At 72.6% G+C, this 26,417-nt stretch carries 21 protein-coding genes; 9 read left to right on the forward strand and 12 right to left on the reverse strand.

The genetic code is table 11. From position 1 onward, the window contains the following. Positions 1–70: 70 nt before the first annotated feature. Together ACQP0N_RS29870 and ACQP0N_RS29875 are read left to right on the forward strand one after the other, a co-directional pair. Positions 71–1,720, forward strand: coding sequence for a glycoside hydrolase family 10 protein (locus ACQP0N_RS29870; protein WP_433115719.1), 1,650 nt, complete (start codon positions 71–73; stop codon positions 1,718–1,720). Positions 1,721–1,897: 177 nt separating this feature from the next. Next, complete coding sequence (locus ACQP0N_RS29875) at positions 1,898–2,437, forward strand: phospholipase (RefSeq protein ID WP_433115721.1); 540 nt, start codon at positions 1,898–1,900, stop codon at positions 2,435–2,437. A gap of 157 nt (positions 2,438–2,594) precedes the next feature. Here ACQP0N_RS29875 and ACQP0N_RS29880 read toward each other — a convergent pair whose 3' ends face one another. Further along, positions 2,595–5,417, reverse strand: a complete 2,823-nt coding sequence (locus tag ACQP0N_RS29880) for an ATP-binding protein (RefSeq protein ID WP_433115723.1) — start codon at positions 5,415–5,417, stop codon at positions 2,595–2,597. A 153-nt stretch (positions 5,418–5,570) separates the two neighbouring features. Then, positions 5,571–5,780 (reverse strand): zinc ribbon domain-containing protein, encoded by a 210-nt coding sequence (locus ACQP0N_RS29885; RefSeq protein WP_396799860.1) that lies wholly within the window; start codon positions 5,778–5,780, stop codon positions 5,571–5,573. 715 nt (positions 5,781–6,495) lie between these two features. Between ACQP0N_RS29885 and ACQP0N_RS29890 the strand changes: the two genes are divergently transcribed. The 3 genes from ACQP0N_RS29890 to ACQP0N_RS29900 all read left to right on the forward strand — a co-directional run bounded on the left by ACQP0N_RS29890 (position 6,496) and on the right by ACQP0N_RS29900 (position 11,965). Beyond that, positions 6,496–7,506: a lytic murein transglycosylase gene (locus tag ACQP0N_RS29890; RefSeq protein ID WP_433121880.1), complete on the forward strand. Its 1,011-nt coding sequence runs from the start codon at positions 6,496–6,498 to the stop codon at positions 7,504–7,506. Positions 7,507–7,578: 72 nt separating this feature from the next. Continuing rightward, positions 7,579–8,595, forward strand: coding sequence for a GNAT family N-acetyltransferase (locus ACQP0N_RS29895; RefSeq protein WP_433121881.1), 1,017 nt, complete (start codon positions 7,579–7,581; stop codon positions 8,593–8,595). Positions 8,596–8,686: 91 nt separating this feature from the next. Continuing rightward, on the forward strand, positions 8,687–11,965 hold the full coding sequence (locus ACQP0N_RS29900) for a lamin tail domain-containing protein (protein WP_433115726.1): 3,279 nt from the start codon (positions 8,687–8,689) through the stop codon (positions 11,963–11,965). Between the two features lie 58 nt (positions 11,966–12,023). Here the strand turns inward: ACQP0N_RS29900 and ACQP0N_RS29905 are convergent, their stop codons facing one another. Both ACQP0N_RS29905 and ACQP0N_RS29910 read right to left on the reverse strand, forming a co-directional pair. Then, on the reverse strand, positions 12,024–12,527 hold the full coding sequence (locus tag ACQP0N_RS29905; protein ID WP_433115728.1) for a helix-turn-helix domain-containing protein: 504 nt from the start codon (positions 12,525–12,527) through the stop codon (positions 12,024–12,026). Positions 12,528–12,885: 358 nt separating this feature from the next. Beyond that, positions 12,886–13,233, reverse strand: coding sequence for a MerR family transcriptional regulator (locus ACQP0N_RS29910; RefSeq protein ID WP_433115729.1), 348 nt, complete (start codon positions 13,231–13,233; stop codon positions 12,886–12,888). Between the two features lie 57 nt (positions 13,234–13,290). Here ACQP0N_RS29910 and ACQP0N_RS29915 point away from each other — a divergent pair, with 57 nt between their 5' ends. Continuing rightward, complete coding sequence (locus ACQP0N_RS29915; protein WP_433115731.1) at positions 13,291–13,863, forward strand: NADPH-dependent FMN reductase; 573 nt, start codon at positions 13,291–13,293, stop codon at positions 13,861–13,863. A 9-nt stretch (positions 13,864–13,872) separates the two neighbouring features. Further along, positions 13,873–15,399, forward strand: a complete 1,527-nt coding sequence (locus tag ACQP0N_RS29920; protein ID WP_433115733.1) for a DHA2 family efflux MFS transporter permease subunit — start codon at positions 13,873–13,875, stop codon at positions 15,397–15,399. Here the strand turns inward: ACQP0N_RS29920 and hemB are convergent. The 5 genes from hemB to ACQP0N_RS29945 are packed head-to-tail and all read right to left on the reverse strand — an operon-like array spanning position 15,350 to position 21,064. After that, the gene (hemB, locus tag ACQP0N_RS29925; RefSeq protein ID WP_433115735.1) at positions 15,350–16,333 is read right to left on the reverse strand and encodes a porphobilinogen synthase; all 984 of its coding nucleotides are present in this window, start codon (positions 16,331–16,333) and stop codon (positions 15,350–15,352) included. The two genes, ACQP0N_RS29920 and hemB, sit on opposite strands and share 50 nt — an antisense overlap. Positions 16,334–16,357: 24 nt before the next feature. Then, on the reverse strand, positions 16,358–17,938 hold the full coding sequence (locus ACQP0N_RS29930) for a uroporphyrinogen-III synthase (RefSeq protein WP_355050803.1): 1,581 nt from the start codon (positions 17,936–17,938) through the stop codon (positions 16,358–16,360). Then, positions 17,935–18,903 carry a hydroxymethylbilane synthase gene (hemC, locus tag ACQP0N_RS29935; protein ID WP_355050804.1) on the reverse strand — a complete coding sequence of 323 codons (969 nt, stop codon included), beginning with the start codon at positions 18,901–18,903 and terminating at the stop codon, positions 17,935–17,937. Before hemC ends, ACQP0N_RS29930 begins: the two co-directional genes overlap by 4 nt. Then, positions 18,900–20,297 (reverse strand): glutamyl-tRNA reductase, encoded by a 1,398-nt coding sequence (locus ACQP0N_RS29940; RefSeq protein WP_433115737.1) that lies wholly within the window; start codon positions 20,295–20,297, stop codon positions 18,900–18,902. Before ACQP0N_RS29940 ends, hemC begins: the two co-directional genes overlap by 4 nt. Beyond that, on the reverse strand, positions 20,294–21,064 hold the full coding sequence (locus tag ACQP0N_RS29945) for a redox-sensing transcriptional repressor Rex (protein WP_433115739.1): 771 nt from the start codon (positions 21,062–21,064) through the stop codon (positions 20,294–20,296). The genes ACQP0N_RS29940 and ACQP0N_RS29945 overlap by 4 nt, the downstream gene beginning before the upstream one ends. 533 nt (positions 21,065–21,597) lie before the next feature. On the opposite strand from ACQP0N_RS29945, the gene ACQP0N_RS29950 reads away from it, so the two are divergent. Further along, on the forward strand, positions 21,598–22,899 hold the full coding sequence (locus ACQP0N_RS29950; RefSeq protein ID WP_433115741.1) for a sensor histidine kinase: 1,302 nt from the start codon (positions 21,598–21,600) through the stop codon (positions 22,897–22,899). A gap of 41 nt (positions 22,900–22,940) precedes the next feature. Continuing rightward, positions 22,941–23,597, forward strand: a complete 657-nt coding sequence (locus ACQP0N_RS29955; RefSeq protein ID WP_357129188.1) for a response regulator transcription factor — start codon at positions 22,941–22,943, stop codon at positions 23,595–23,597. On the opposite strand, the gene ACQP0N_RS29960 is transcribed toward ACQP0N_RS29955, so the two are convergent. Genes ACQP0N_RS29960 through ACQP0N_RS29970 form a run of 3 tightly spaced genes read right to left on the reverse strand, consistent with a single transcriptional unit; the run spans position 23,578 to position 26,130 of the window. Continuing rightward, positions 23,578–24,243, reverse strand: a complete 666-nt coding sequence (locus ACQP0N_RS29960; RefSeq protein WP_433115743.1) for an HAD family hydrolase — start codon at positions 24,241–24,243, stop codon at positions 23,578–23,580. The two genes, ACQP0N_RS29955 and ACQP0N_RS29960, sit on opposite strands and share 20 nt — an antisense overlap. 17 nt (positions 24,244–24,260) lie before the next feature. Next, a complete protein-coding gene (locus ACQP0N_RS29965) occupies positions 24,261–24,515 on the reverse strand; it encodes a glutaredoxin family protein (protein ID WP_355050810.1) in 255 nt (84 codons plus the stop codon). Then, positions 24,505–26,130: an AMP-binding protein gene (locus tag ACQP0N_RS29970; protein WP_433115745.1), complete on the reverse strand. Its 1,626-nt coding sequence runs from the start codon at positions 26,128–26,130 to the stop codon at positions 24,505–24,507. Before ACQP0N_RS29970 ends, ACQP0N_RS29965 begins: the two co-directional genes overlap by 11 nt. Between the last annotated feature and the right edge of the window lie 287 nt (positions 26,131–26,417).

A 26,417-nucleotide genomic window follows, 5' to 3' on the forward strand; every position in this document is an offset into this window, starting at 1 on the left:
CGCAGATAGGCAGCGGCGAATCTTGCCGCATGCAGATCGCACCGGGAGCCCCAATGAAGGGACATACCGCATGAAAGCACTTCGCCTCACCGCCGCCGGCCTGACCGCGATCCTGCTCGGCTCACTCGCCGCCGCGACGCCTGCGAACGCCAGCACCACCCCCACCGCCGCCGCCTGTGTCACCAACCCGGCCACCCCCAAGCGTCAGTTCCGGGCCATGTGGATCTCGTCGGTGGTCAACATCGACTGGCCCAGCAAGGCCTCCCAGACCAGCCCGGACCGGATCGCCGCCCAGCAGGCCGAGTACCGCGGCCTGCTGGACCTCGCCGAACGACTGAACCACAACGCCGTGGTCGTACAGGTCCGACCCACCGCCGACGCGCTCTGGCCCTCGCCGTACGAGCCGTGGTCCGAGTACCTGACCGGGGTGCGCGGCCAGGACCCCGGCTGGGACCCGCTGGCCTTCCTCGTCGAGGAGTCGCACAAGCGCAACCTCGAATTCCACGCCTGGTTCAACCCGTACCGGGTCTCCATGCCGGCGCCCGGCGGCGCCGGCGCCGACCTCGGCCAGCTCGCGCCCGGGCACCCGGCCCGGGCGCACCCCGACTGGACCTTCGCCTATCCGCCGGCCGGCGTCGCCAGCAGCCGGCTCTACTACAACCCCGGGATTCCCGAGGTCCGCGAGTTCGTCCAGACCGCGATGATGGACGCGGTCCAGCGGTACGACATCGACGGCATCCACTTCGACGACTACTTCTACCCCTACCCCAGCGGTACCTGGCAGGTGCCCGACGATGCCACGTTCACGGCGTACAACCGGGGATTCACCGATCGTGCCGACTGGCGGCGGGACAACATCAACCTGCTGATCCAGGAGATGAACGGCAAGATCAAGGCGGCGAAGCCGTGGGTGAAGTTCGGGGTCAGCCCGTTCGGCATCTGGCGCAACGCCAGCGCCGACCCGCTCGGCTCGGACACCACCGGCAGCCAGTCGTACGACATCATCTCGGCCGACACCCGAAAGTGGATCAAGCAGGAGTGGATCGACTACGTCGTGCCGCAGCTCTACTGGTACATCGGCCAGTACCCGGCGGCCGACTACGCGCGACTCGTGCCGTGGTGGGCCGAGACCGTGCGCGGAACCCGGGTGCAGCTCTACATCGGCCAGGCCGACTACAAGAGCGGCGACCCCGCGTACGGGCCGTACTGGCAGAACCCGCGTGAGCTGTCCGACCACCTGACGCTGAACCGGTCGTACCCGGAGGTGCAGGGCAACGTGCACTTCTCCGCCGTCCAGGTACGGGCCAACCGGCTCGACGCCACCGACATCTACGCGGCCGAGCACTACTCGCGCCCGGCCCTCGTACCGGCCATGCCGCACCTGCCGGCGAAGCCGCTGCTCCCGCCGGTGGTCACCCGGGTCGCGCGGGACACCGACGGGGTACGGCTGACCTGGCGTCAGCCGGCCGACGGCAAGGGCCCCCTGGGCACGGCCACCTCGTACGCGATCTACCGGTTCGACGGAACCACGCTGCCCGGGCAGTGCGCCACCGCCGACGCCACCGGACTGGTCGACACCGTCCGGGCCACCCCGGGCGGCGTGCAGTCCTGGGTGGACCCGTCGGCCGAGCCCGGCCGGCGCTACACCTACCTGGTGACCGCGCTCGACCGGACGGCCAACGAGAGCCACGTCAGCCCGCCGGCGTTCCTGCTGCGCTGACCAGGTCCGATGACTGCCCCGGGTGCACCCGCGCCCGGGGCATTCGTCTGTTTCAACGCATGTCACCGATAGTTGGCGCGGCGCATACCGGCAGGCTGATCAATTGATCGAAACTTGTCGACATCCGGTGACCAGCCGGTAACTTCCGTCCCACCGCCCACCCTGCGGAGGTAAACCGTGCCCCGACGTCTCGCCACCCTGTTCACCTCGGGCGCGCTCGCGCTGCTCGCCACCCTCGCCATCGCCTCCCCCGCCGCCGCCGTCACCCCCGCCGAGAAGTTGTCCGTGCTGTCGAGCTGGACCCAGACCAGCGCGTCCAGCTACAACTCCTGGAACAGCGCCCGCCTCAACCGGGCCCCCTGGGCCGAGTACAACTTCGTCTGGTCCACCGACTACTGCTCGTCCAGCCCGGACAACCCGCTCGGCTTCACCTTCAACCTGGGCTGCTACCGGCACGACTTCGGCTACCGCAACTACAAGGCGGTCGGCCAGTTCTCCGCCAACAAGGCCCGCCTCGACAGCGCCTTCTACGCGGATCTCAAGCGGGTCTGCGCCACGTACAACACGGTCGTCCGCCCGGCCTGCTACAGCCTGGCCTGGACCTACTACCAGGCGGTCCACATCTTCGGCTCGGTAGCCGCAGTCCAACAGTCCGACATCGACCGAGCCGCCCAGATGAAGGCCCAAGCCGAATCCAACGCCCGCACCCGCACCTAACCCCCACCCACCCCCACCCCCACCCCCACCCCCACCCCCACCCCCACCCCGGTGATCAAGAAGTTTGCGTCAGCGAAGGCACGATTTTTGACGCAAACCTCTTGATCAACAAGGTTCAAGGGGGGTCGGGGTGGGGTGGGGGTGGGGGTGGGGTGGGTTAGGCGTGTTCGGTTTTTGTGGCGGGGTGTTGGGGTGGGGCGGGGTGGGAGAGGTCGGTGCTGAAGCGGGTCGAGTCCGCCGCCAGGTCCGGGTGTTCCACGTCGAGGGCGAGCGCTACCGCCTCGTCCAGGCTCAACTCGGCGCCCTCCGAGTACGCGTCGTCGAACGCGACGTCACCCATCATCGCCCGCAACTCCGCCTGCTGGTCGGCCCAGTAGCCGCCGTAGATGCCCGGTGTCGCCCGCATGCTCGCCCGGGTGGCCTGCGCCGCGCCGAACAGCCGCGCGGCGGTCGTCGGGTCCCCGCCGAGCGCGCACCGAACCGCGATCGCGTGCAGGGTGTCGCAGGCCCGGCCGTGGTAGCCGTGCCCCATCCGCGAGCGCAGCGCCACCAACAGGTGCTCGTGCGCGGCGATCACGTCGCCCCGGGCCAGCGCGACCATCCCGAGCAGCATGTCCACCGAACGACGGCCCCGCTCGACCGGGCGGGCGGCCTCGACCGGACGCGCCGCGCCCAGCAGGTCCGCCGCCTCCGCCAGCGCGCCCCGCCGCCAGAGCAGCTCGGCCAGGCTGAACACCGCGAACAGCGCCTCGCCCACCACGTCCTGCCCGTGCGCCCAGTCGATGACCTCCCGGCAGACCCGCTCGGCCTCGAAGAACTGACCCATGTCCACGAGCGGCGCGGCTCGGCCGGCGAGCACCCGGGCGAGCAGACCGGCATCACCGGCCTGCCGGGCGGCGGCCTCCGCCCGCTGCGAGTAGCGCAACTCCTCGGCGAACTCCCCGTCGGCGCCGGCGTGCAGCGAGTGCATGTGGTACGCCGCCGCCAGCTCCGCGTCCGGGATCCGCTCGCCCGTCTCGGCGATTCGTCCGTACAGCCGGAACAGCCAGAGTCGACCCTCCCGCGCCAGCCCGCGCTCGCGCCACCACTGGTCCAGCCCGCCCGTGAGACGTAGACCGGCGCGGGCGCTGCCACCGGTGGCACACCAGCGCAACGCGGCCCGCAGCTCGTCGGCCAGCGGATCGAGCGTGTAGAGGGACAGCGTCACGGGTCGCCCGTCCGGGCCGAGGTGGGCCCGATCCAGAGCGTGCGCCGACCAGGCCACGTGCCGGTCGCGGGCAGCCTGCTCCTCACCCGCCTCGGCCAGCCGCCGCGCCGCGTACGCCCGGATCGGGTCGAGCATCCGGTACGAACTGCCGGCGGCCCGCGGCTCGGCCAACACCATCGACTTGTCCACCAGCACCGACAGCGGATCCAGCGGGTCGTCGCCGAGCAGCCACTCCACCGTCGGCAGGTCCACCGGGCCGGCGAAGACGGCCATCCAGCGCAACAGCCGCGCGGCCCGCGGCCCCAACGTCCGGTACGACCAGGTCACGGTGGCCTGCATGGTCAGGTGCCGTTCGGTGGCTGACCGCTGCACGGCCCGGCTCGCCGGGGTGGGCGGCGGCGTACCGATCGCCGCGGCCACCAGGTCCACGGTGTCCTGTTGGTTGCCGGACCAGCCCCGCTCCACCGGCGGTGGCTCCGGGTCCTCCCGGCCGGCGTCCAGGGTGCCGAGGACGTCGTCCAGCCGCTCGGCGAGCTGACCGACGGAGAGCACCCGCAGCCGGGCTGCCGCCAGCTCGATGGCGAGCGGCAGCCCGTCCAACCGCTGCACCACCCGGCGAAGATCGGCCGACTCGGCCGGCTCCGGCTGCCGGCCGCCACGGGCCGCAGCGGTACGGTCCAGCAGCAGCGCGACCGCATCGCTCTCCGCGCCGTCGGCACGTGGGTCGACCGAGAGCGGCGGGATCCGCCACACCACCTCGCCGGGCAGGCTGAACGACTCGCGGCTGGTCGCCAGCACCCGCACGCCGCCTCCACCGGAGAGCAGCCGCGAGATGACCTCGCCGCAGGCGGCCGGCTGCGTGTCGCAGGTGTCGAGCACGACAAGCATCCGGCGGCCCGCCGCGTACTCGACGAGCGTGTCCAGCATCGGGCGGCCCGGCTCGGGCCGCAGCCCGAGCACCGCGGCGATCGCGAACGCCACCAACCCCGGGTCGGTCACCGCGGCGATGTCGACGAACCAGACCCCGTCGGGGTACGCCTCGACCACGCCACCGGCCAGCTCCACGGCGAGTCGGGTCTTCCCCGCGCCGCCCGCGCCCAGCACCGTGACCAACCGGTGCCGATCCACCAGCGCACTCAGCTCGGCGCGCTCGACCTGCCGCCCGACGAACGAGGTCACCTGGGTCGGCAGGTTGTGCGCCACGGCCTCGGCGGTACGCGGGCGGGGGAACTGCCGTTCCAGCCCGGGCGCGATCAGTTGGAACAGCCGCTCCCGGTCGTCGAAGCCGCGCAACCGGTGCAGGCCCAGGTCCAGCAGGGTGGCGCCCGGTGGCAGCGGGTCGGCCCGGCGGGCCGTGGACGCCGAGCAGAGCACCTGGCCGCCATGCGCCGCCGCGGCCACCCGGGCGGCCCGGTGCACCTCGGGGCTGGCGTACTCCCCGTCGCGGGGCTCGGCGTAGCCGGTGTGCAGGCCCATCCGTACCCGGGGCGCGGCCTCCTCGGTCGGCCAGTCGTGGTTCGCCAGGGCCCGCTGAGCGGTCAGGCAGGCCGTCAACGCCGCCGCCGCGTCGTCGAAGGCCAGGAAGAAGGAGTCGCCCTCGGTCAACAGTTCGGCACCACCGGTGGCGGCCAGAGTGCGCCGCAGCAACCGTCGATGCTCGGCGAGCACCGGGCGGTAGTCCGCGCCGAGCAACTGGGCCAGCCGGGTCGAGCCCTCGATGTCGGTGAACACGAAGGTCACCCAACCGCTCGGGAGCTGGATCCGTGGCGACATGCGTGGAACCTCCGCCCGTGACGTCGGGTTCATGCTGCCTGAGTCCGAGCGGTCACGCATCGTGAGAACGGCCGGGCACGTGCCGCCTCAAGGTGCCACTCGAACCCGGTCCCGGCAAGGGCAGTTCACGAGTCTGCCGCCGAAACCGCCGGGTCAGCAGCCGCAGGCGCCACCGCAGCAGCCGCCACCACCGCCCGCCGGCGCGGCGCCGGTGCCGCGACCGGTGACCGACACCGCCGAGAGCAACTTGACCGTGTCGGCATGGCCCTGCGGGCAGGTGGCCGGCGCTCCGGCCTCCGCCATCGGACGGTTGACCTCGAAGGTGTCGCCGCAGGCGCGGCATCGGAACTCGTACCGGGGCATGCCACCAAGGGTACGTGGACCTGACGCCCGCCGGGACATGAGTGATACTCGACGGGTGGTGGACGGCGAGGACAAGACGCGTGTGCAACCGCTTCGACCGGCCGCGCCGCTGGACGGGCCTCTGGCGGAGTCGGGCGCCGCGCCGGATCCGGCCCCGCCGGCCGTGCCTCGCCCGCGCCGCCCCTGGCTGAGCAGCGGCACGACCGACGCGAAGAGCACACCTCCGGCCTCGGCCGACGCTGCGGCTCCTGCCTCGACAGTCGACGCCCCCACCGCCGACCGGGGCGAGGACGCCGCCGCCGACGACGACATTGCCGCGAAGGCGGCCCCCACCGCCGATGCCGCCGACGCGGACACCGCCGGTACGGACACCGCCGCCGCGGACCGGGCCGAGGGAGGCACCGACAACCCGGCGCGCGACAACACCGACGGCGACGACACGACGAAGGCCGACACCACGCCCGCCGACCCGGCAAAGGCCGACCCGGCGAAGACTGGCACCACCGACGCCGACCCGGCGCAGGCCGACACCACGACCGCCGACCCGGCGAAGACCAGCACCACGACCGCCGACACGGTGAAGAGCGGTGCCACGGCCGCCGATCCGGTGAAGAGCGGTGCCACGGCCGCCGATCCGGCGCAGGCGAAGGCGGGCGACGCCAAGGCCGGTATCGCGACGACCGGCGACGGGACAGTCGCGGCGGGCGCCACCGACCTGACGGCGACCAAGGTGGACGGCGTCGCCGTGGTACCGGCGGTCACGCCCGGTCGGCGGCGGCGCGTGCCGTTCGCGCACGCCGTCCGTCTGCCACCGCCGCGCCAGGCCGCGGTGACCGCCGCCCGGGCGACCCGGGAGTGGTCGCGCCGGCCCAGCGGTCGACTCACCGTTCCCGGCGTGTTCCTGCTGGCCCTGGTCGCGGCGACCGCCGCAGCGGGAGCGCTGCTCGTCCCGGCGACCATCGGCGGGTCCAAGCCGGTGGCCGTCGACGCCTCGGCCGCACCGACCGTGGCCGTGCCGCCGGCGCTGCCACTCGACCCACGGCCGACCGGCCCGCTGCCCACCGGGGCGGTGCCGACGGGCGCGGTGCCGACCGGGGCGTTCCCCACCGGCGTCGTGCCGACCGGGCCGGCCGTCGCCCCGACGATCGGCGGTCGCCCGTCGGACGCCCTGGCCGCTTGGGCGCAGCAGGTCGGACCCAAGGTCGGCATCCCACCGACCGCCATGCGGGCGTACGGGTACGCGGAGCAGATGCTCGCCCAGTCCAACCGTAGCTGCGCGTTGAGCTGGACGACGTTGGCCGCGATCGGTCAGGTCGAGTCCGGGCACGGCTCGGCCAACCGCGCGCAGTTGGGCGCCGACGGCAAGGCGCTACCAAAGATCATCGGACTGCCGCTGGACGGCACGGGCGGCCGGATGCGGATCATCGACACCGACCGCGGCGCGCTCGACGATGACAAGATCTACGACCGGGCGATCGGGCCGATGCAGTTCATCCCGACGACCTGGCAGGAGATCGGGGCCGACGCCGACGGGGACGGGATCAAGGACCCGCACGACCTGGACGACGCGGCGCTGGCGGCCGGCAACTACCTCTGCAAGGGTGGCCGCAACCTCAGCATCCCGGGAGACTGGTGGAACGCGATCCTGTCGTACAACGACGTACGGCGGTACGCGCAGGCCGTCTACGACACCGCTGACCGGTACGGACGGGCCAGCCGCCTCTGATGTGATCGTCCACGCACATTGGAGGACCGGACACTTCCCCCGGGCAGCCGTTAGCGGCAAGCTAGACGGGTGATGGTGCGCGAGTGGGACCCCAGGACCGCTTCGTCCGCCGAGATCGCGTCGCTGTTGACCACGTTGAACGCGGTACTCGCGGCCGATCTGCCGCAGGACCCGCCGTGGCGGGAGACCTCCCTACGGGAGTATCTCGGCGAGGTGATGCCGGGTGAGCGGCGGATCTCCTGGCTCGCCCAGGCCGAACCGAGCGCTCCCGGCGAGGTCGGTGCCGTCCTCGGCCAGGTCCACGTGCTGCTGCTCGGTGACATCGGTGTGCTCGAGGTGCTGGTCCACCCCTCCGTACGACGCGGCGGCCTCGGTCGTGACCTGGTTCTGCGCGCGGCCCGGCGGGTCTACCAGGAGGGCTTCCAGTCGATCGGCGTCGAGGTGGTCGGCGACACGCCGGCGGTGGCCTTCTACGAGTCGCTCGGCTTCACCCGTGAGTACGTGGAGACGCGCAGCGTGCTCGACCTGACCTCGGTCAACTGGGCCGAGTTGACCGAGATGGCCACCGGGATCGGCGCTGGTTACCACCTGGAGTTCTACCCGGGCGGTCCACCGGACGATCTGATCGAGTCGTACGCGCGGGCCAAGGCCGAGGTGCGCGACGTCGAGGACGGCGAGCTACGTCCCAGCTCCTACGACCCGGAGCGCCTGCGGGACAGCCTGGACACGCTGCACCGGCGCGGCATGAAGCCGTACATCGTGCTGGCCCGGCACGAGCAGAGCGGTGAGGTGGCCGGTCTGACCGAGGTCGTGGTGCCCGCGCAGCACCCGACCCGCGCCGACCAGTACGACACGATCGTGGGGCAGGACCACCGGGGTTACGGCATCGACCGGGCGATCAAGGCGCGGATGCTGCTGGAGCTGCGCTCCGCCGAGCCGGAGCTGGCCGAGGTGCAGACCTGGAACGCGCAGGCCAACGAGGCGATGCTCAAGGTCAACGCAGAGCTGGGTTACCGGCCCGACCGGGACTGGTGCGAGTACAGCGTCGACGTCGCCGAGCTGGTGCACCGACTCGATCAGCCACGCTGAGGAATTCACGAAAGTGTCCACTAGGGGATGGACGGTGGACAGTAGGGCACCTTAACGTGCGTTGACCCCGTCCACCCATCGTGGAGGCCCTATGCGCCCGCGCCGCACAACAGCCGCGCTCGCGATCGCCACCGCCGCAGTGACCGTCACGGCCCTCGGCGTCACCCCCGGCGCGGCCAGCGCCGCGCCCACCGACCTGTTCATCTCCGAGTACGTCGAAGGCTCGTCGAACAACAAGGCGATCGAGCTGTTCAACGGCACCGGCGCTCCCGTCGACCTCACCGCTGGCGGCTACCAGCTCCAGCTCTACTTCAACGGCTCCACGACGGCGACCACGATCGCGCTGACCGGGACGGTCGCCGCCGGAGACGCCTTCGTGTTCGCCAGCGCCTCGGCCGGGGCGGCCATCCTCGCCCAGGCGGACCAGACCACCGGGACGAGCCTGTTCAACGGCGACGACGCGATCGTGCTGCGCCGGGGCACGACCGTGCTCGACTCGATCGGTCAGGTCGGCGTCGACCCGGGCACCGAGTGGGGCACCGGCACGACCAGCACGGCGGACAACACGCTGCGCCGCCTGCCCTCGGTGACCGCGGGCGACACCGACCCGTCGGACGCGTTCGACCCCGCCGCCCAGTGGGCCGGCTTCCCGGTCGACACCTTCGACGGGCTCGGCTCGCACAGCGTGGACGGCGGCGGGCCGGTCGACGTCCCGGCGACGGTGACCTGCGGCGGCCCACTGGTTACCGCGTCGGGAACGGCGGCGAGCCGGGAGGTCATCGCCACCGACCCGGACGACGAGATCGTCGACCTGGCGGTGACCGGGGTCAGCCCGACGCCGGCCAGCGGCTCGATCACCCGTACCGCGTTCACCCCCGCCGACGCGGTGGGCGGCACGGCCCGCGCCACGGTCGGCGCGAGCGCCGACCTCACCGCCGGGGCGTACACCGTCACCGTGACCGCGACCGATGCGGGCGGTGGCACCGCCACCTGCGCGCTGGCCGTGCAGGTCACCCGGGAGCTGACCGTCGGCGAGGTGCAGGGTCCGACCACCGACGCCGAGTCCGGCCCCGCCGACCGGTCACCGCTCGCACCGGCGAGCGGCAACGGCACCAGCAGCACGATGTACGACGTCCGTGGCGTTATCACCCAGCGGACGCTGGCCCGTACGTCGGCCGGGGCGGAGCAGAACGGGTTCTTCCTGCAGAGCCGCAGCGGCGACACCGACGGCGACCCGACCAGCTCCGACGGCATCTTCGTCTTCATGGGTACGTTCACCTCGCTGGTCGGCGGCTACGTGCCGACGGTCGGCGACGAGGTGGTGCTGCGGGCGCGGGTGTCGGAGTACTACAACTTCACCCAGCTCTCCGGTGCGTCGCTGGTCCGCCGGATCGCCACCGGCCTGGACGTGGACACGGCGGTCACGGTGACCGACGCGACGCCTCCGGTCGAGTTGACCGAGGCGCAGCGCTGGTGGGAGCGGCACGAGGGCGCCCGGCTGCGGGTGCGCGCGGGCAGCGGCGCGGTGAGCGGCCGCGACGTCTTCTCGTCCACGGCCGACGCGGAGCTGTGGGTCGTCGACCGGGACGATCCGCTGCTGGACCGCGCCGACCCGTACGCCCGGCGGGTCTTCCGGGACTCGCACCCGCTGGACAATGACCCGACCCGGCGCTTCGACGACGGCAACGGGCAGCGGGTGCTGCTCGGCAGCATGGGCGTGAAGGCGACCGCCGGTGACAGCACCGCGCTGCTCCCGCCGGCACACACCTTCGACACGCTGCGTGCCGACGCGGTGGGCGGCGTCTACTACTCGTTCGAGAAGTACGGCGTGCAGGTCGAGCGGGCCGAGTTCGACGCCGGGGCCGACCCGTCGAAGAACAACCCGCCGAAGCCCGCCGACCGCTCCCAGGAGGTCGCGGTCGCGACCTACAACGTGGAGAACCTGTACGACTACCGCGACGACCCGTTCGACGGCTGCGACTTCACCGGCAACGCCGGTTGCACCGGTGTCAGCCCGCCGTTCGACTACGTGCCGAGCAGCGAAGCGGACTACCGCCAGCATCTGACGTCGCTCGCCGACCAGATCGTCAAGGATCTGCACGCACCGGATCTGATCCTGGTGCAGGAGGCCGAGGACCAGGACATCTGCACGATCTCCGGGACCGCGCTGGCCTGCGGCGACACCAACAACGCCGACGGCGCTCCGGACAGCATCCAGGAGTTGGCGCTCGCGGTGGCGGCGGCCGGCGGGCCGGCGTACGCCGCTGCCTACGACCGCACCGGGGCGGACGCCCGCGGGATCACCGCCGCGTTCCTGTACCGCACCGACCGGCTGTCCCTGGCGGCCGCGACGGCGGGCGACCCGCTGCTGGGCGCGACGCCGACCGTCCAGTACCGGGCCGCCGGTCTGCCGGGCAACGCCGACGTGCAGAACCCGAAGGCGCTCAACGCGGTGCTGCCGTCCGACGTGGACACGTCGACGGGCAAGGACGGGAACAACGTCTTCACCCGGGCACCCCAGCTGGGCAGGTTCAACGTGGCCGCGGCGCCCGGCTCGACCGAGCGGTTCACCCTGTGGGCGCTCAGCAACCACTACTCCTCCGGCCCGGACAGCCGGATCGGGCAGCGGCGGGAGCAGGCGGCGTACGGAGCGGCGATCGTCACCGCGATCGAGGCGGCCGACCAGGACGCCCGGGTCGTGTACGGCGGTGACCTGAACGTCTTCCCCCGCCCGGACGATCCCATCGCCACCGCCGCCCAGCCCACTCCGTCGGACCAGCTCGCCCCGCTGTACGAGGCGGGCCTGCACAACCTGTGGGACAACCTGGTGGCGGACGTGCCGGCCTCGGCGTACTCGTACAGCTTCGAGGGTCAGGCGCAGACGCTCGACCACCTGTTCGTCAACGACGCGTTCTACGGCGACCTGGTGCAGGTGCGGGCGGCACACGTCAACGCCGACTGGCCGGCGGAGTTCTCCGGTGACGGCTCACGGGGTTCCAGCGACCACGATCCGCAGGTGGCGAGGTTCCGCTCGCGGGCGGCGCTGACCGTCGCCGACACCACGGTGGTCGAGGGCGACCAGGGCACCCGGCAGATGGTGTTCACCGCCACCGTCTCGCGGCCGTTGTCGCAGCCCGTGCTGCTGTGTGCCGCGACCGTCGGTCTCACGGCGCAGACGGGCTCGGACTTCGACGCGTACGCCGGCTGCAAGGTGTTGGCCGCCGGGGACACCTCGGTGACCTTCCCGGTGAGCGTGCGGGGTGATCGGCGACGCGAGTCGGACGAGAAGCTGACCCTGCTGGTGGCCGGCGTGCCCGGCCTACGGCTGGCCGACCCGCTCGCGACCGGAACCATCAGCAACGACGACTGACCGCTGACGCTGACGGCCCACCCTCCGGGTTCGCACGGAGGGTGGGCCGTTCGCGGTGTCAGTAGTACTCCTGGCCGATCGGCGGCGGTGGCAGGTGCCGATGCTGCGCGACCCGCACCTCCCACTGGCTGCGTCGGCGTCGCGCCTCGCGATCCGCCGAGCTTCGGTGGTAGGTCTCCGGCGGTCGCGCCAGCCCGTAGATGTCTCCCCACCACTCCCCCGGCTCAGGATCGAGGATCGTGTCGAGGTGGGCGGGGTAGCGGCGACCAGCGCCGTCGTGAACGTCGTCGCGGTCGGCCATCGGTTGGATCACCCGGCCCTCCTGGTCCACCACCACCAGATAGAGCCCGGCCGCGCCGAGGAGGCGCTCCAGCACCGCCAGACTCGGTGCCAGACTGCCGGCCTCGACCTTGCCCACGGTCGACGGTGCGACCTTGGCGAACCGGGCCATCTGACGTTGGCCCAGCCCTTTTATGCGGCGGGCCCGACGGACCAGGCCGGTGATGGGAAAGCGCCCAACGGTCGGGCCGGGTGGCGTAGGAGGAACGAGTGCGGAAGCCATCCGACAACCATTCTCGGCCGAAACTCACCACTCAACCCCTGTGGATAACCCTGTGGAAATCGGCCCGGCTCAGGGCCCACCGCATCCCCCACACGTCCTTTGCTCTGCTTCAACGGAGGAGACAGTGTGGGGCCCTCAGTGTTGCCTCCGCTGAAGCAGAGCAAAGGACGTCAAGGAGCCCCTTGGGCCCCTTGGGCTTTGGGGCTTGGGGCTTGGGGCTTGGGGCTTGGGGCTTGGGCCCGCGCCGGCGAGCTGCTCGCCGCCCTCACCCGGATGGCCGTGGTTGGGCCAGCCGGGGCACCTGCCCTGATCGTCAGGGCACGCGGGCGACGATCAGCAGACTACGGACCGGTCGGGGTCACAGCTCGCAGAGGCGGCGGCCGGAGCCGATGTCGTCAAGCGCCGCGTGCAGGTCACGGATGCGCCGCTCGGCCTCGGCGGTCAGCCGATCGTGCAGGCCCTGCCAGTCGGCCGGCTGGGGGTCGGGAGGCAGGACCGCGAGCAGGTCGCGGATCTCGTTGACGGTCAGGCCGACGCGCTGGGCCACCCGCGCCACCCTGATCCGACAGGCCGCGTCCGCGTCGAAGCGCCGCTGGTTGCCGCCGGTGCGGGCAGCCGTGATGAGTCCCTGCCGCTCGTAGAACCGCACGGCGGAGCCGCTGACGCCGCTCTCCCGGGCCACCTCGCCGACCGTCAACGCGCCCATCGCCATTCCCCCGCCGCCATTGACTTCATCATTACTTCAAGTCCTAGCGTCCGAGGCATGACTACGCAAGAGGACACCGCACCGACCGTCGCCGTGCTCGTCGGGAGCGTCCGGCAACCTCGGGTGGGCCGCTCGATCGCCGACTGGTTCGTCGCGCACGGGAGCCGCCGCGCGGACCTGGACCTGGACCTCGTCGACCTCGCCGAGGTGGCGCTGCCGTTCGCCGACACCCCTCCCGGAGGTAACTCGGCCAGCCCGATCAGCGCCCGGTTGGCCGCCGCCGACGCGTTCGTCGTGGTGACCCCCGAGTACAACCACAGCTTCCCGGCCGCCCTGAAGAACGCCATCGACTGGCACTACCGGGAGTGGGCCCGCAAGCCGGTGGCCTTCGTGTCGTACGGCGCCAGCTCCGGTGGCATCCGCGCGGTGGAGCAGCTCCGGCTTGTCTTCGCCGAGGTGCAGGCCGCCACGACCCGCTCCGGGGTGGTGCTCCGGGCGCCCTGGGAACGACTCGACGTCGACGGGCGGCTGGTCGACGACGAGCCGCTGCGGCAGGCGGCCGACGCCACGCTCAGCGAGCTGGCCTGGTGGGCCGAGGCGCTGCGCACCGCCCGCCGGGTCCGGCCCTGAGCAGACGACATGGACACGTCTGCGCGACGGCTCGGCTGGTACCTGACCCTGGGTGGCCTGCTCGCGGTGATCGACACCACGGTCACCGTGGTGGCCCTGCCGAGGCTGGTCGACGACCTCGACACCAACCTCACCACGATCGGCTGGGTCACCAGCGGCTACGCGCTCGCCCTGGTCGCGGTGATGCCCACTGCGGCCTGGGCGATCGGTCGCTTCGGCGCCCGCCGCACCTACCTGACCGCGCTGCTGCTGTTCACCGCCGGCTCCGTGTTGGCCGGGGCCGCCTGGAGCGTCGGGTCGCTGATCGCGTTCCGGGTGCTCCAGGGGCTGGGTGGCGGACTGCTCAACCCGGTCGGGATGGCCGTCGCGCTCGCCGCCGTTCCGCCGGGACGGCGCGGACGGATGATGAGCCTGCTCGGTCTTCCGGTACTGGTCGGGCCGCTCATCGGGCCGGTGCTGGGTGGGCTGCTGCTCGATCACGCGTCCTGGCGGTGGATCTTCTGGATCAACCTGCCGGTGGGGCTGGTGGCGATGGTGCTCGGCCGGTCGGTGCTGCCGGTCGCCGATACGCGACGACCATCGGTCCGCCTGGACGCCGTCGGCCTGCTGCTGCTCTGCCCCGGGCTGGCGCTTGCGGTGTACGGGCTCAGCGTCACCGGTGAGCGGGGCGGGATCGGCACGGCATCCGTGCTGCTGCCGCTCGCGCTCGGCGTCCTGCTGGTGGTCACCTTCGCCGTGCGGGCCGGCCGGGTCCGGCAGCCACTGCTGCGCCTGGCCGTGCTGCGCGCGCCGGGGATGACCCCCGGCGCCGCGACGGTGGCCCTCTTCGCCGCCGGATACTTCGGCTCGTTCCTGATCCTCCCGGCCTACGTGCAGGTGGTACGCGGTGACTCGGCCACCCTGGCCGGGGTGATCGGCATCCCGCAGGCACTGACCACCGGGCTGACGCTCCAGGTCGCGACCCGGCTCGTCGATCGCGTCTCGGCGCGGCGGGTGGTCGGGTTGGGCATCTGCACCGCCGTGGCCGGCACGGTGGTCCGGGTGCTGGTGCTCGACGCCGACACGTCGTACCCATTGCTGGCGGCGCTGGGCGCGGTCATCGGCCTGGGCATGGGTGCCACGCTGATGCCGACGATGACGGCGGCCAGCCGTTCGCTTCCGCCCGACGACGTGCCGTCCGGCTCCACCCTGCTCACCACGGTGTCACACACCTCGGTCGCGGCCGGCACGGCGCTGATCGCCGCCGTCCTGTCCTTCCTCACGGACCGGGTGGCCCCGAGCCTGGGCGGCGGGGGCATCACGGCGGCCGGCCGGCTCGACCCGGCCGGACGCCTCGACCTCGCGCCGGAACTGGCGCTGGCCACCCGGCTCGCGCTGGCGGTCTCGGCCGTGCTGTTGGCGCTCGCCTGGCTGACCAGCCGGCGACTTCCGACCACCGTCGCCGGTGCCGACGAGGCAGTTGGCCCGGGCGAAGCCGGGGAGCCGCTCAGTAACGCTGGCGGAGCAGACCGGCGGCCTCGACCGCCCAGTAGGTGAGGATGATCTGCGCGCCGGCCCGCTTGATCGAGGTGAGGGTCTCCATCATCACCCGTTCCCGGTCGATCCAGCCGTTCGCGGCGGCGGCCTCGACAGTCGCGTACTCCCCGGAGACCTGGTACGCGGCGACCGGGACGTCCACCGCGGCCCGGACCGCCGACACCACGTCGAGGTAGGGCAGCGCCGGCTTGACCATCACCATGTCGGCGCCCTCGGCGACGTCGAGCGCCACCTCGCGCAGGGACTCGCGCACGTTCGCCGGGTCCTGCTGGTAGCTGCGCCGGTCACCCTCCAGCGCCGACTCCACGGCGTCCCGGAACGGGCCGAAGAACGCCGAGGCGTACTTCACGGCGTACGCCAGCACCGCCACGTCCTGGTACCCGGCGGCGTCGAGCGCCCGGCGTACCACCCCGACCTGGCCGTCCATCATCCCGGACGGCCCGACCACGTCGACCCCGGCGGCGGCCTGGGCCACCGCCATCTCGGCGTAGGCGGCCAGGGTGGCGTCGTTGTCGACGTCGCCGTCGGGGGCGAGCACCCCGCAGTGGCCGTGCGAGGTGAACTCGTCCAGGCACAGGTCACTCATCACGACGGTGGCGTCACCGACCTCGGCCACCACGTCGCGGATGGCGACGTTCAGGATGCCGTTCGGGTCGATGCCGCCGGACCCGGTCGGGTCCCGCTGCTCGGGGACCCCGAAGAGCATGATCCCGCCGACGCCGGCCTGCACGGCCTCGGCCGCCGCCTTGCGCAGCGAGTCCCGGGAGTGCTGAAGCACCCCCGGGAGCGACGCGATCGCCCGCGGCTCGGTCAACCCTTCCTTGACGAACATCGGCACGACCAACTCGGCCGGGTCGACCCGGGTCTCCGACACCAGCCGGCGGATCGCGGGGGTGCGGCGCAGACGGCGGGGCCGGATCTCGGGGTACGACATGGAAGGGTCCTCCTGAAACGACGACTACCGGAAGCGCAGGGCGGTCGGCCCCTGCACCTTCGAGCCGCGGCGCTGCTTGGCCGGCATGGCGGCCAGCTTCTCGCGCAACTCGACGGCGTAGGCGGCGAGCGCCTCCACCAGGTCGGGCACCGAGGCGTGCGGCGGCTGGACGTCGACCCGAAGGCCGAACTCCGTCGCGGTCTCCGCCGTCTTGGGCCCGATCACGGCAACAACCGTGCGCGCGTGCGGCTTCCCGGCGATGCCGACGAGGTTCCGCACGGTCGAGGAAGACGTGAAGAGCACCGCGTCGAACCCGCCCGACTTGATCGCGTCCCGGATCTCGGCCGGCGGCGGCGCAGCCCGTACCGTCCGGTACGCGGTCACGTCGTCGACCTCCCAGCCACGCTCGGTGAGCCCGGCGGCGAGCGTCTCGGTGGCGATGTCGGCGCGCGGTAGCAGCACCCGGCCGACCGGGTCGAGGATCTCGTCGTGCGGCGAGAACTCGGCCAGCAGCCCTTCGGAGGACTGCTCCCCGGCGGGGATCAGCTCCGGCTGGATACCGAACGCGCGCACCGCGTCAGCGGTCGCCTCGCCGATACAGGCGATCTTGACGCCGCCGAAGTGCCGGGCGTCCAGGCCGTGCTCGGCGAACTTCTCCCAGACCGCACGGACCGCGTTCACCGAAGTGAAGATCACCCAGGCGTACCGGCCGTCGACCAGGCCCTTGACCGCCCGCTCCATCTGCGCCGGGGTACGCGGCGGCTCGACCGCGATGGTCGGCACCTCGCACGGGATCGCCCCGTACGCGCGCAGCCGTGCGCTCATCACGCCGGCCTGCTCCTTGGTGCGGGGAACCAGCACCTTCCAGCCGTACAGCGGGCGGTTCTCCCACCAGCTCAGCTTGTCGCGCTGCCCCACCCCGACACCGACGGTGAGCACCACGCGGCCGGTGAAGCCGAGCGCGGCGGCCACGAAGCTGTCCACGGTCGACGTGGTCGTGTACTGGGTCTCGCCGGTGCCGTCGCCGGTGACCGCGACACCGGTGGTGCCGTCGACCCCGGCGGCCAGCAGCCCGTCCCGGACGGCGGCGAGGTCACCGGCGTCCACCGCGAGCGCGAGCGAACCCCGGCCGACGGCGGCGGCCAGCGCCTCGAAGTCCAGCGCGCTGACGTCCTCGACGTCGGCGGCGGTACGCACACCCGGCAGCGGGACGCCCGCGTAGGTGGCCACACCCTCGGCCTGACCGACACCGGGCACCACCTCGAAGTGGGCGGCGGTACGGGCGACGGCCTGCACCTCCTTGACCACCGAGTCGTGGCCGAATGGGTCGCCGGCGACCAGGTGCACCGCGTTCAGCCCGGACCGGGCCGCGGAGATCAGCACCTTCGCCACGTCCCCCGGGGCGCCTTCGGCCGGGGTGAACTCGGCGTCGTCCCTGGCCTCGGCGCGCACGGCGGCGAGCAGCGACTCCGGGACTCCCCGGTCGTAGATCACCTGGTCGGCGTCGACCAGGGCGTCGTGCGCCCGGCGGGTCAGCAGACCTGGGTCGCCGGGGCCCGCCCCGACGAACGCGATACGGCCGACGGGCTTACGGGTGCGGGTCATTCTGTGCTCCCAAATTGCTGGGTCCCCGGGCCGGTGTGTCCTTCGTGGCCGAGGATCGAGTCGGCGCCGAGTTCGAGGAGTTCGGCGGCGAGTGCCTTACCGATCTCCGCAGCGTCGGCGGGCGTTCCGGTGCGGGACAGCCGGAGGTCACGAGTGCCGTCCGGACTGATCACCGCCCCGCGCAGGTAGATCTCGTCACCGTTCTCGCCTTCGGCGAGTTCGGCGTAGGCGGCGACGGGTGCGCTGCACCCGGCCTCCAGGGTGGCCAGCAGCGCGCGCTCCGCGATGACCGCGGCGTGCGACGGTGCGTGGTCGAGCGTTCCGAGCAGCTCGACCAGGTCCTGGTCGTCGACCCGGCACTCCACGGCCAGCGCGCCCTGGGCGGGCGCGGGCAGCATCAGCATCGGGTCCAGCGTCTCGGTGATCACGTCGGCCCGGCCGATCCGGGCCAACCCGGCCCGGGCCAGGACGACCGCGTCGAGGTCGGCATCGGGGCCGAGCACCCGCGCCAGGCGGGTGTCGATGTTGCCGCGGATCGGGGTGACCTCCAGTTGCAGGCCGAGCGCGTGCAACTGGGCGATACGGCGCAGCGCGCCGGTGCCCACGGTGGCACCGGGCGGCAGTTCGGCGAGCGTCTGGCCACCGCGGGCGATCAGCGCGTCGCGCGGATCCTGCCGGGGCGGCACCGCCGCGATGTGCAGCCCGCCGGCGGCGGCCGTGGGCAGGTCCTTGTACGAGTGCACGGCGAAGTCGATCGTCCCGGCGGTCAGCGCGTCGCGCAGCGCGGAGACGAACACTCCGACGCCGAGCCGGTGCACCGGCGCGCTGGAACGGTCGCCAGCGGTGACCACCTCGACCAGCTCGACCGGGCGGCCGGTGGCGGCGGTCACCGCCTCGGCGACGTGGCCGGACTGGGCCAGGGCCAGGGTGCTGCCCCGGGTGCCGAGGCGCAGGGGGGCGGTCATCGCGCACCTCCGGTGGGCGGGACGGGATCGGTCGCGTCCGAGCCGGACGCCGGGTCGCCGTCCGCGGACGGCATGCCGATCTCGGGGCTCAGCACGTCGGGGACGGTGTCGACCGGCGAGGTCTGCGGCACCTGAAGGTCGAACAGCTCACGCAGCAGGGCGGCGTACTGGTCGCCACCGGGCTCGGCGGCGAGCTGGCGGACCTTGACGGTGGGCTGGTGCAGCAGCCGCTGAACCACGCGGTGCACCGTACGGGCCACCTCGGCGCGCAGGTCGTCGCCGAGGTCGGGACGGCGCTGGACCAGGCGACGCAGCTCGGTGGCGACGACGTCGTCGGCGCGACCCCGCAGCGCCGCCACGGTGGGCGCCACATCGGCGCCGCGCAGCCAGGTGAGGAAGCTCTCCACCTCGCCGGTCACGATTCCTTCGACGGCGGCGGCGTCCGCCGCGGCCGGACCGTCGGCGAGCAGTGCGGCCATCCGGTCGATGTCGATCACCTCGACGCCGGCCAGGTCGGCGACGCCCTCCTCGACGTCGCGCGGAACGGCCAGGTCGAGCAGGACCAGCGGGCCCCGGGACGGGTCGCGCTCGGCGAGCGCGGCCTCGACGACCGTCCGGGTGAGGACCGGTTCGGTGGACGCGGTGGCGGCCACTACGATGTCCACTGTGGAGAGCGTGGCGGCCAGCTCGGTCATCGGCGCGGCGCCCGCACCGTACGACTCGGCGAGCCGGACGGCCCGGTCGATCCCCCGGTTGGTGACCGTGAGCGGCCCGGCGCCCAGCCGGGACAGCGTGGCCACCCCGAGCGAGCCCATCGCACCGGCCCCGATCACCAGTGCCGGGTGGCCGGCGAGGTCACCGTCGAGGTACCCGGCCGCCAACTCCAGCGCGGCGGTGACGACGCTCTGGCCGGCCCGGTCGATGCCGGTCTCGGCGTGGGCCCGCTTGCCGACGCGCAGCGCCTGCTGCATCAGCTCGTGCAGCAGCCGACCGGCCGAGTCGGTGCCGGTGGCCCAGTGGTACGCGTCGCGCAACTGGCCGAGGATCTGCGCCTCGCCCACGACCATGGAGTCCAGCCCCGTGGCGACGCGGAAGACGTGGTCCACGGCGGCGGTGTCGTAGTGCACGTACAGGTTGTTGGCGAGCGCCGCCGGGGTGCTGCCGGCCTGCTCGCCCAGGACGGCGCAGATGTCGCCGAGCCCACCGTGGAAACCGGACACGGCGGCGTACACCTCCACCCGGTTGCAGGTGGAGACGAGCACCGCCTCGCTCACGTACGGCTGAGCGACCAGGCGGTCCAGGGTGCGGGTGAGGTCGGCGGGGGGCACGGCCAGCTGCTCCAGCGTGGCGACCGGGGCGGTCCGGTAGGACGCGCCGACGACGAGCAGTTTCACGTGCCGATCGCCTCCTGGGTGTCGGTGGCCGCGAGACCGCCGGGCAGGGCGGTGAGAGCGGACCCGCCGGTGGCGGGCAGCGCGGTCAGCGACGCCTTACGGTGCTCGTGGAAGGACAGAATCTGCAGCTCGATGGCGAGGTCGACCTTGCGCACGTCGACCCCCTCCGGAACAGAGAGTACGCAGGGCGCGAAGTTGAGGATGCTCGTCACGCCGACCGCGACCAGCTGATCGGCGACCCGCTGGGCGGCGGGGGCGGGGGTGGCGATCACGCCGATCGCGATGGACTCCTGGGCAGCGACCGCGGGCAGGTCGTCGACATGGCGGACCACCAGCCCGTTGATCTCCTCGCCGACCCGGGAGGGATCGGCGTCGAACAGTGCGGCGATCCGGAAGCCCCGGCTGGCGAACCCGTCGTAGCCGGCCAGAGCGTGACCGAGATTACCCACGCCGACCAGGGCGACAGCGCGACGCTGTGTGAGCCCGAGCACGTACTCGATCTGCTCGATCAGCAACGCGACGTCGTAGCCGACGCCCCGGGTGCCGTACGAACCGAGGTGCGAGAGGTCCTTGCGGAGCTTCGCGGAGTTGACTCCGGCGGCCGCCGAGAGACCCTCACTGGAGATCGTTTCGTGGCCGGCGTCGGCGAGGTTGTGCAGAGCGCGCAGGTATTCCGGGAGCCGAGCGACGGTCGCCTCGGGAAGGTCCGGAAGCGCCGGTACGGCACCGGCGCGGCCGGGCACACCTGGCTGACGGTGCTGACTCATGAGACTCCGTGCGGTGCGATCCTCGGCCAACTCTGCTGGTCGGCCGCTTATGGACTCCCGCTGGCGACCGTGGTTGCCGGCTGTGCTAGCAGGGCGCGTCGGAACTACAGAGTAGGCGCTTGTGAAGACGTGCACAAATCGCGATCTTGCCGCTCCAGCACGCGACCCCACCCGCCCCTCCATTCCACAAGATCGATTAAGCGTTCACCGCCTGCGCGATTATTGCTCAATCCCGACTTCTCTGACCAATCCCGCGCCATCCACCCCCACCTCCCCCAACCCCGCTCCCCACCCCCACCCCCAACCCCACCCCCCAACCCCACCCCCCACCCCCGCCCCCGACCTCGCGATCTTGCACTTTCTGTCGTTCCATAACGCCCGCTGCTGTGCAAATCATCAACAGCAACTGCAAGATCGGCGCGGGAATGGGCGCGACGGTGGGAGAGGGAGGACGGGGGGTGGGGGCAGCACTACCGGGGAGAGACCAGGCTTCGGGATGGGGGGCGGGGCGGCGGCTGCCTAGCCTTTGAGCCATGACCGCCCTTGCCGCCACCAGCGACCGGCAGCCGCTGGCACGGAGCATCCCCCGCCAACTCTTCGTCGACTCCGGGTACGTGCTTCTCGGCCTGCCACTGGCAGTGGCCAGCTTCGTCGTCCTCATCGTCGGCCTCTCGGCGGGCCTCGGCCTGATGGTCACCGTGATCGGCCTGCCGATCCTCAGCGGCACGCTGTACGCCGCACGCGGGCTGGCAGACATCGAGCGGCTGCGGCTGCCCGCCGTACTCCGGCAGCCCCGGATCCGACCGCGCTACCGACTGCCGGAGGCGGGCGCGAGCGCCTGGCGGCGGATCTTCCTGCCGATGCGCGACGCGCAGTCCTGGCTCGACCTGGCTCACGGAATCCTGCGGTTGATCGTGGCCCTGGCCACCTTCGTGGTCACCGTCGCCTGGTGGGTCGTCGCGATCGCCAACTCCCTCTACTGGGCGTACGACTGGGCCCTGCCCCGTCCGTCCGGAGACGACCAGGATCTGGCGCAACTCCTCGGCCTGGGTGACTCGACCACCGCCCGGATCGGGCTGAACACCGCGGTCGGCGTGTTCTTCCTGATCACCCTGCCGATCGTGGTGCGGGGCTGCGCGCTGCTCCAGGCCAGCTTCGCCCGGGCCCTGCTGACCGGGGTGGCCGAGATGCGGGACCGGATCACCGTGCTGGAGGAGCAGAAGCGGGCGGCGGTGTCCGCCGAGGCGTCCGCGCTGCGCCGGCTGGAACGTGACATCCACGACGGCCCGCAGCAGCGCCTGGTCCGACTCGCGATGGACCTGAGCCGGGCCCGGATGCAGCTCGCCTCCGACCCGGAGGAAGCCGGCCGGACCATCGACGAGGCGGTGACCCAGACCCGGGAAACACTTGCCGAGTTGCGGGCGCTGTCGCGCGGCATCGCCCCACCGATCCTGGTCGACCGGGGTCTGCCCAGCGCGCTCGCCGCGCTCGCCGGTCGCGGGCTCATCCCCATCGAGCTTCAGGTCGACAAGCAGTTGGGCACGCGGGACGGCCGACTCGACCCGGCGGTGGAGAACACCGCGTACTTCGTGGTGGCCGAGGCGCTGACCAACATCGCCAAGCACAGTCGGGCCACCGAGGCCACGGTCGCCGTGGCCCGCCAGGGCACCCACCTCCAGGTACGGGTGGGCGACGACGGGCAGGGCGGCGCGCACCTGGCGAAGGGGCACGGGCTGGCCGGTATCGCCGACCGGGTGCGGGCGGCCGGCGGCGAGCTGGCCGTGGTCAGCCCGAACGGCGGCCCCACCGAGATCCGCGCCGAACTGCCGCTGTGAACCAACGCGATGGCGGTCCCGACGTGGTAGACACCACACCCATGCGCATTGTGATCGCCGACGACGCCGTCCTGCTCCGCGAGGGGCTGGTACGACTGCTGACCGAGAGCGGGCACCAGGTGGTGGCCGCCGTCGGGGACGGCGACGCGCTCGTCGAGGCGGTGGTCGAGCACCGGCCCGACGTGTCGATCGTCGACGTCCGGATGCCGCCGACCCACACCGACGAGGGGTTGCGGGCGGCGGTGCGGGCACGCCAACTGGTGCCGCGTACGCCGATCCTCGTGCTCTCCCAGTACGTCGAGGTGTCGTACGCCGATGATCTGCTCGCCACCACCGGCGGCGCCGGCGGCGGCGGGATCGGCTACCTGCTCAAGGACCGGGTGGCGGCGATCGACGAGTTCCTGGACGCGCTGCGCCGGGTGGCGGCCGGCGGCACGGTGCTCGACCCGGAGGTGGTCGGCCAGCTCTTCGCCCGACGCCGCCGCGACGACCCGCTGCGCGAGTTGACCCCGCGTGAGCGGGAGGTGCTCGCGTTGATGGCCGAGGGTCGGTCGAACACGGCCATCGCCCGCGCCCTGGTGGTCAGCGACGGCGCGGTGGAGAAGCACGTCCGCAACATCTTCACCAAGCTCACCCTCCCGCCGGACACCGAGCAGCATCGGCGGGTGCTGGCCGTCCTCACCTACCTGCGGAACTGACCACCCGGGCGGCCAGGGCCACCGCGTCGGTGAGGGTGTCGGCCACCGGGTGACCGGAGTCGCGCAGCCGGGCCGGGTCGGTGAACCCGCCGGTGTAGAGCACCGCGCGGCCGCCGACCGCGAGGGCCGCGTCCGCGTCGTCGATGGAATCACCGATGAGTACGACCGCATTGCCGTCCACCTCCAGCTCGGCCAGGTGCCGCCGGAGCGACTCGGCCTTGCGGTCGCCGCCGACCGTCGCCCGCAGACCGTCGACCCGGGTGAAGTGGCCGGTCAGCCCGTACGTGTGCACCGTGGGCACCAACTCCTCGTGGAACCACATGGAGAGCAGGCTCTGACTGCCGCCCCAGGCGGCCATCGCGGTCCGCGCGTCGGCCGCCAGCTCGCAGGTGGTCAGCCCGTCGCGGTACGCGTCGTGGAAGATCCGGTCCAGCCGACCGAACGCCTCGTCGTCCACGGCCTGCCCGAGCACCTCGGCGTAGTAGTCGGCGATCGGCCGGCGGAAGCGCGTCCGGTGCTCGTCGGAGGTGACGGTCGGCCCGCCCACGCTGGCGAAGGCGGCGTTGGTGGCGGCCACCACCAGGCTGAGGTCGTTGAGCAGGGTGCCGTTCCAGTCCCAGACCAGGTGGGGGTGCGCAGAGGTCATCCGAGCACCCTAGGCCCTCAGAGTTGGGGCGTGGTCAGGTCCCGCAGCAGCCGGTCCTCCTCCACCCGCCAGTAGCCGTGCTCCTTGCCGTCGAGCATCACCACCGGCAGCCGGTCCCCGTACTCCCGTTCCAGCTCCTCGTCGCCGGTGACGTCCCACTCGACCCACTTGTCGCCGGTGACCGCCACCACCCGGTCGAGCGCGGCCTTGGCGTCGTCGCACAGGTGGCAGCCGGGTCGGGTGATCAGGGCGAGCCGGGCGTCAGTGGCCATCGGGTACCTCCGTGCGGGCGTCGTCGGCGGATGCGGGCGAACCGGCCGGGGTCGCCGACCGGAGCTGGGTCTTTCGTACCTTGCCGATCGCCGAGTGGGGCAGTGCGTCGACGAACTCGACGGCGGTCGGGCACTTGAACCGGGCCAGGTTCCGTGCGCAGTGTGCGAGCAACTCCTCGCCGCTGACCGGCCGCCCCGGCGCCGGCACCACGTACGCCCGCACAGTCTCGCCGGTTCGCGGGTGCGGCACACCCAGTACCGCCGACTCGGCCACCCCGGGGTGCCCGGCGAGCACCAACTCGACCTCGTGCGGATAGACGTTGAAGCCGTTGACCAGGATCAGATCGCCGAGTCGGTCCACCAGGTGCAGGTCGCCCTCGGAGTCGGCGTACGCGATGTCGCCGGTGCCCCACCAGCCGTCGGCGTCCGGACCATCGCGGCCGTCCGGCCAGTAGCCGTCGAAGAGGTTGGGGCCGCGTACGACGATCTGCCCCGGGTCGGTGCCGGGGGCGACGTCGGAGATGTCCAACTCGTCCGTGTCGTCGTCCGGGACGGCCTGGCCGTCGCGCCACAGATCCACCAAGTCCGGCCCGACCAGGCGCAACTGGACGCCGGGCAGCGGCCGGCCGATCGAGCCGGCCTTGGCCACCTTGCCGACCAGGGTGGAGGTGAGCACCGGCGCGGTCTCGGTGAGGCCGTAGCCGATGTGCACCGGGTGGCCGGTCGCCGCGGTGAAGCGCGCCGCGACCGCCGGTTCCAGGGGCGCCGCGCCGCACACCGCCACCCGTACCGATGCGGTCGCCGCGCGGACCGGGTCGGCGTCGGCCCAGGCCAGGAACATCGACGGTACGCCGACCAGCACGCTGACCCGGTGCCGGGCGATCTCGGCGAGTCCCGCCGTCGGGTCCGGCTCGTCGAGCAGCACGCCGGCGGCACCATGGTGGACGACGGCGCCGAGCCCCGCATTGAGCCCGTACGCGTGGAACAGCGGCAGGGCCAGCAGCACCGTGTCGTCCGGGCCGACCACCGGCGGCTCGATGGCATCGACCTGGTCGAGGTTGGCCAGCAGCGCACGGTGGGAGAGCATCGCGCCCTTCGGACGGCCGGCGGTGCCCGACGTATAGAGCAGTACGGCGAGGTCGTCCCCGCCGCGGCGGGCCCGGGGACGCGGCCCGGGCCGCCCGGCGGTCGGCGGGGTGTCGTGCACGGCGGTGAGCGCCGGCAGATCGGCGGCCACCTCGGCGACCAGGCCGCGGACCCGCTCGGTGCCGATCAGCAGCGACGCGCCGGAGTCGGCCAGCACGTGTCGCAGCTCCGGGGCGGTGAAGCCCGGGTTGACCGGCACCGCGACCAGCCCGGCCCGCAGCGCGCCGAGCCACCCCACCACGAAGTCGGGGGTGTTGGGCAGCGCGATCGCCACCCGGGGCGGCGTGTCGCCCGGCTCGGTGGCCGGAACGGCGGAGGCCAGGCCGTACGCGGCGGCGGTCACGGCGGCGTCCAGTTCGGACCAGCTCACCCGCTGATCCCGCCAGTGCAGCGCGGGCCGGTCACCGTGGTCGAGAGCCGCCCGGCGGACGCGGTCGGCGAGGTTCGGCGGGAAGTCCTGCACGGTCATCGAGTCTGGCACAGCGGCGGTCGACGGACCACGCCCCGACGGCCGCCCGGTGACCGCCGCAGGGCGTCCCGTCAACGGGACGCTCACCGTGCCACCGACGCGCCGATCGAGTCCGGCTGATGGGACGAGCGACGCGCCCGGTCGACGGTTCGGCCGAGCCGGTACGGCGGGTGGCGGGTGCCGCTCACCTGATCGGCCAATGTGCTGTCCGACCTGCGGATCCATCCTGGAACACCGGGTCGGTCGAAAGTCAAACGCACACGACGGACAACCGGTCCGCCGCCGGT

The sequence above is a fragment of the Micromonospora sp. CA-246542 genome (genome assembly GCF_050942905.1).
Taxonomy (GTDB): domain Bacteria; phylum Actinomycetota; class Actinomycetes; order Mycobacteriales; family Micromonosporaceae; genus Micromonospora.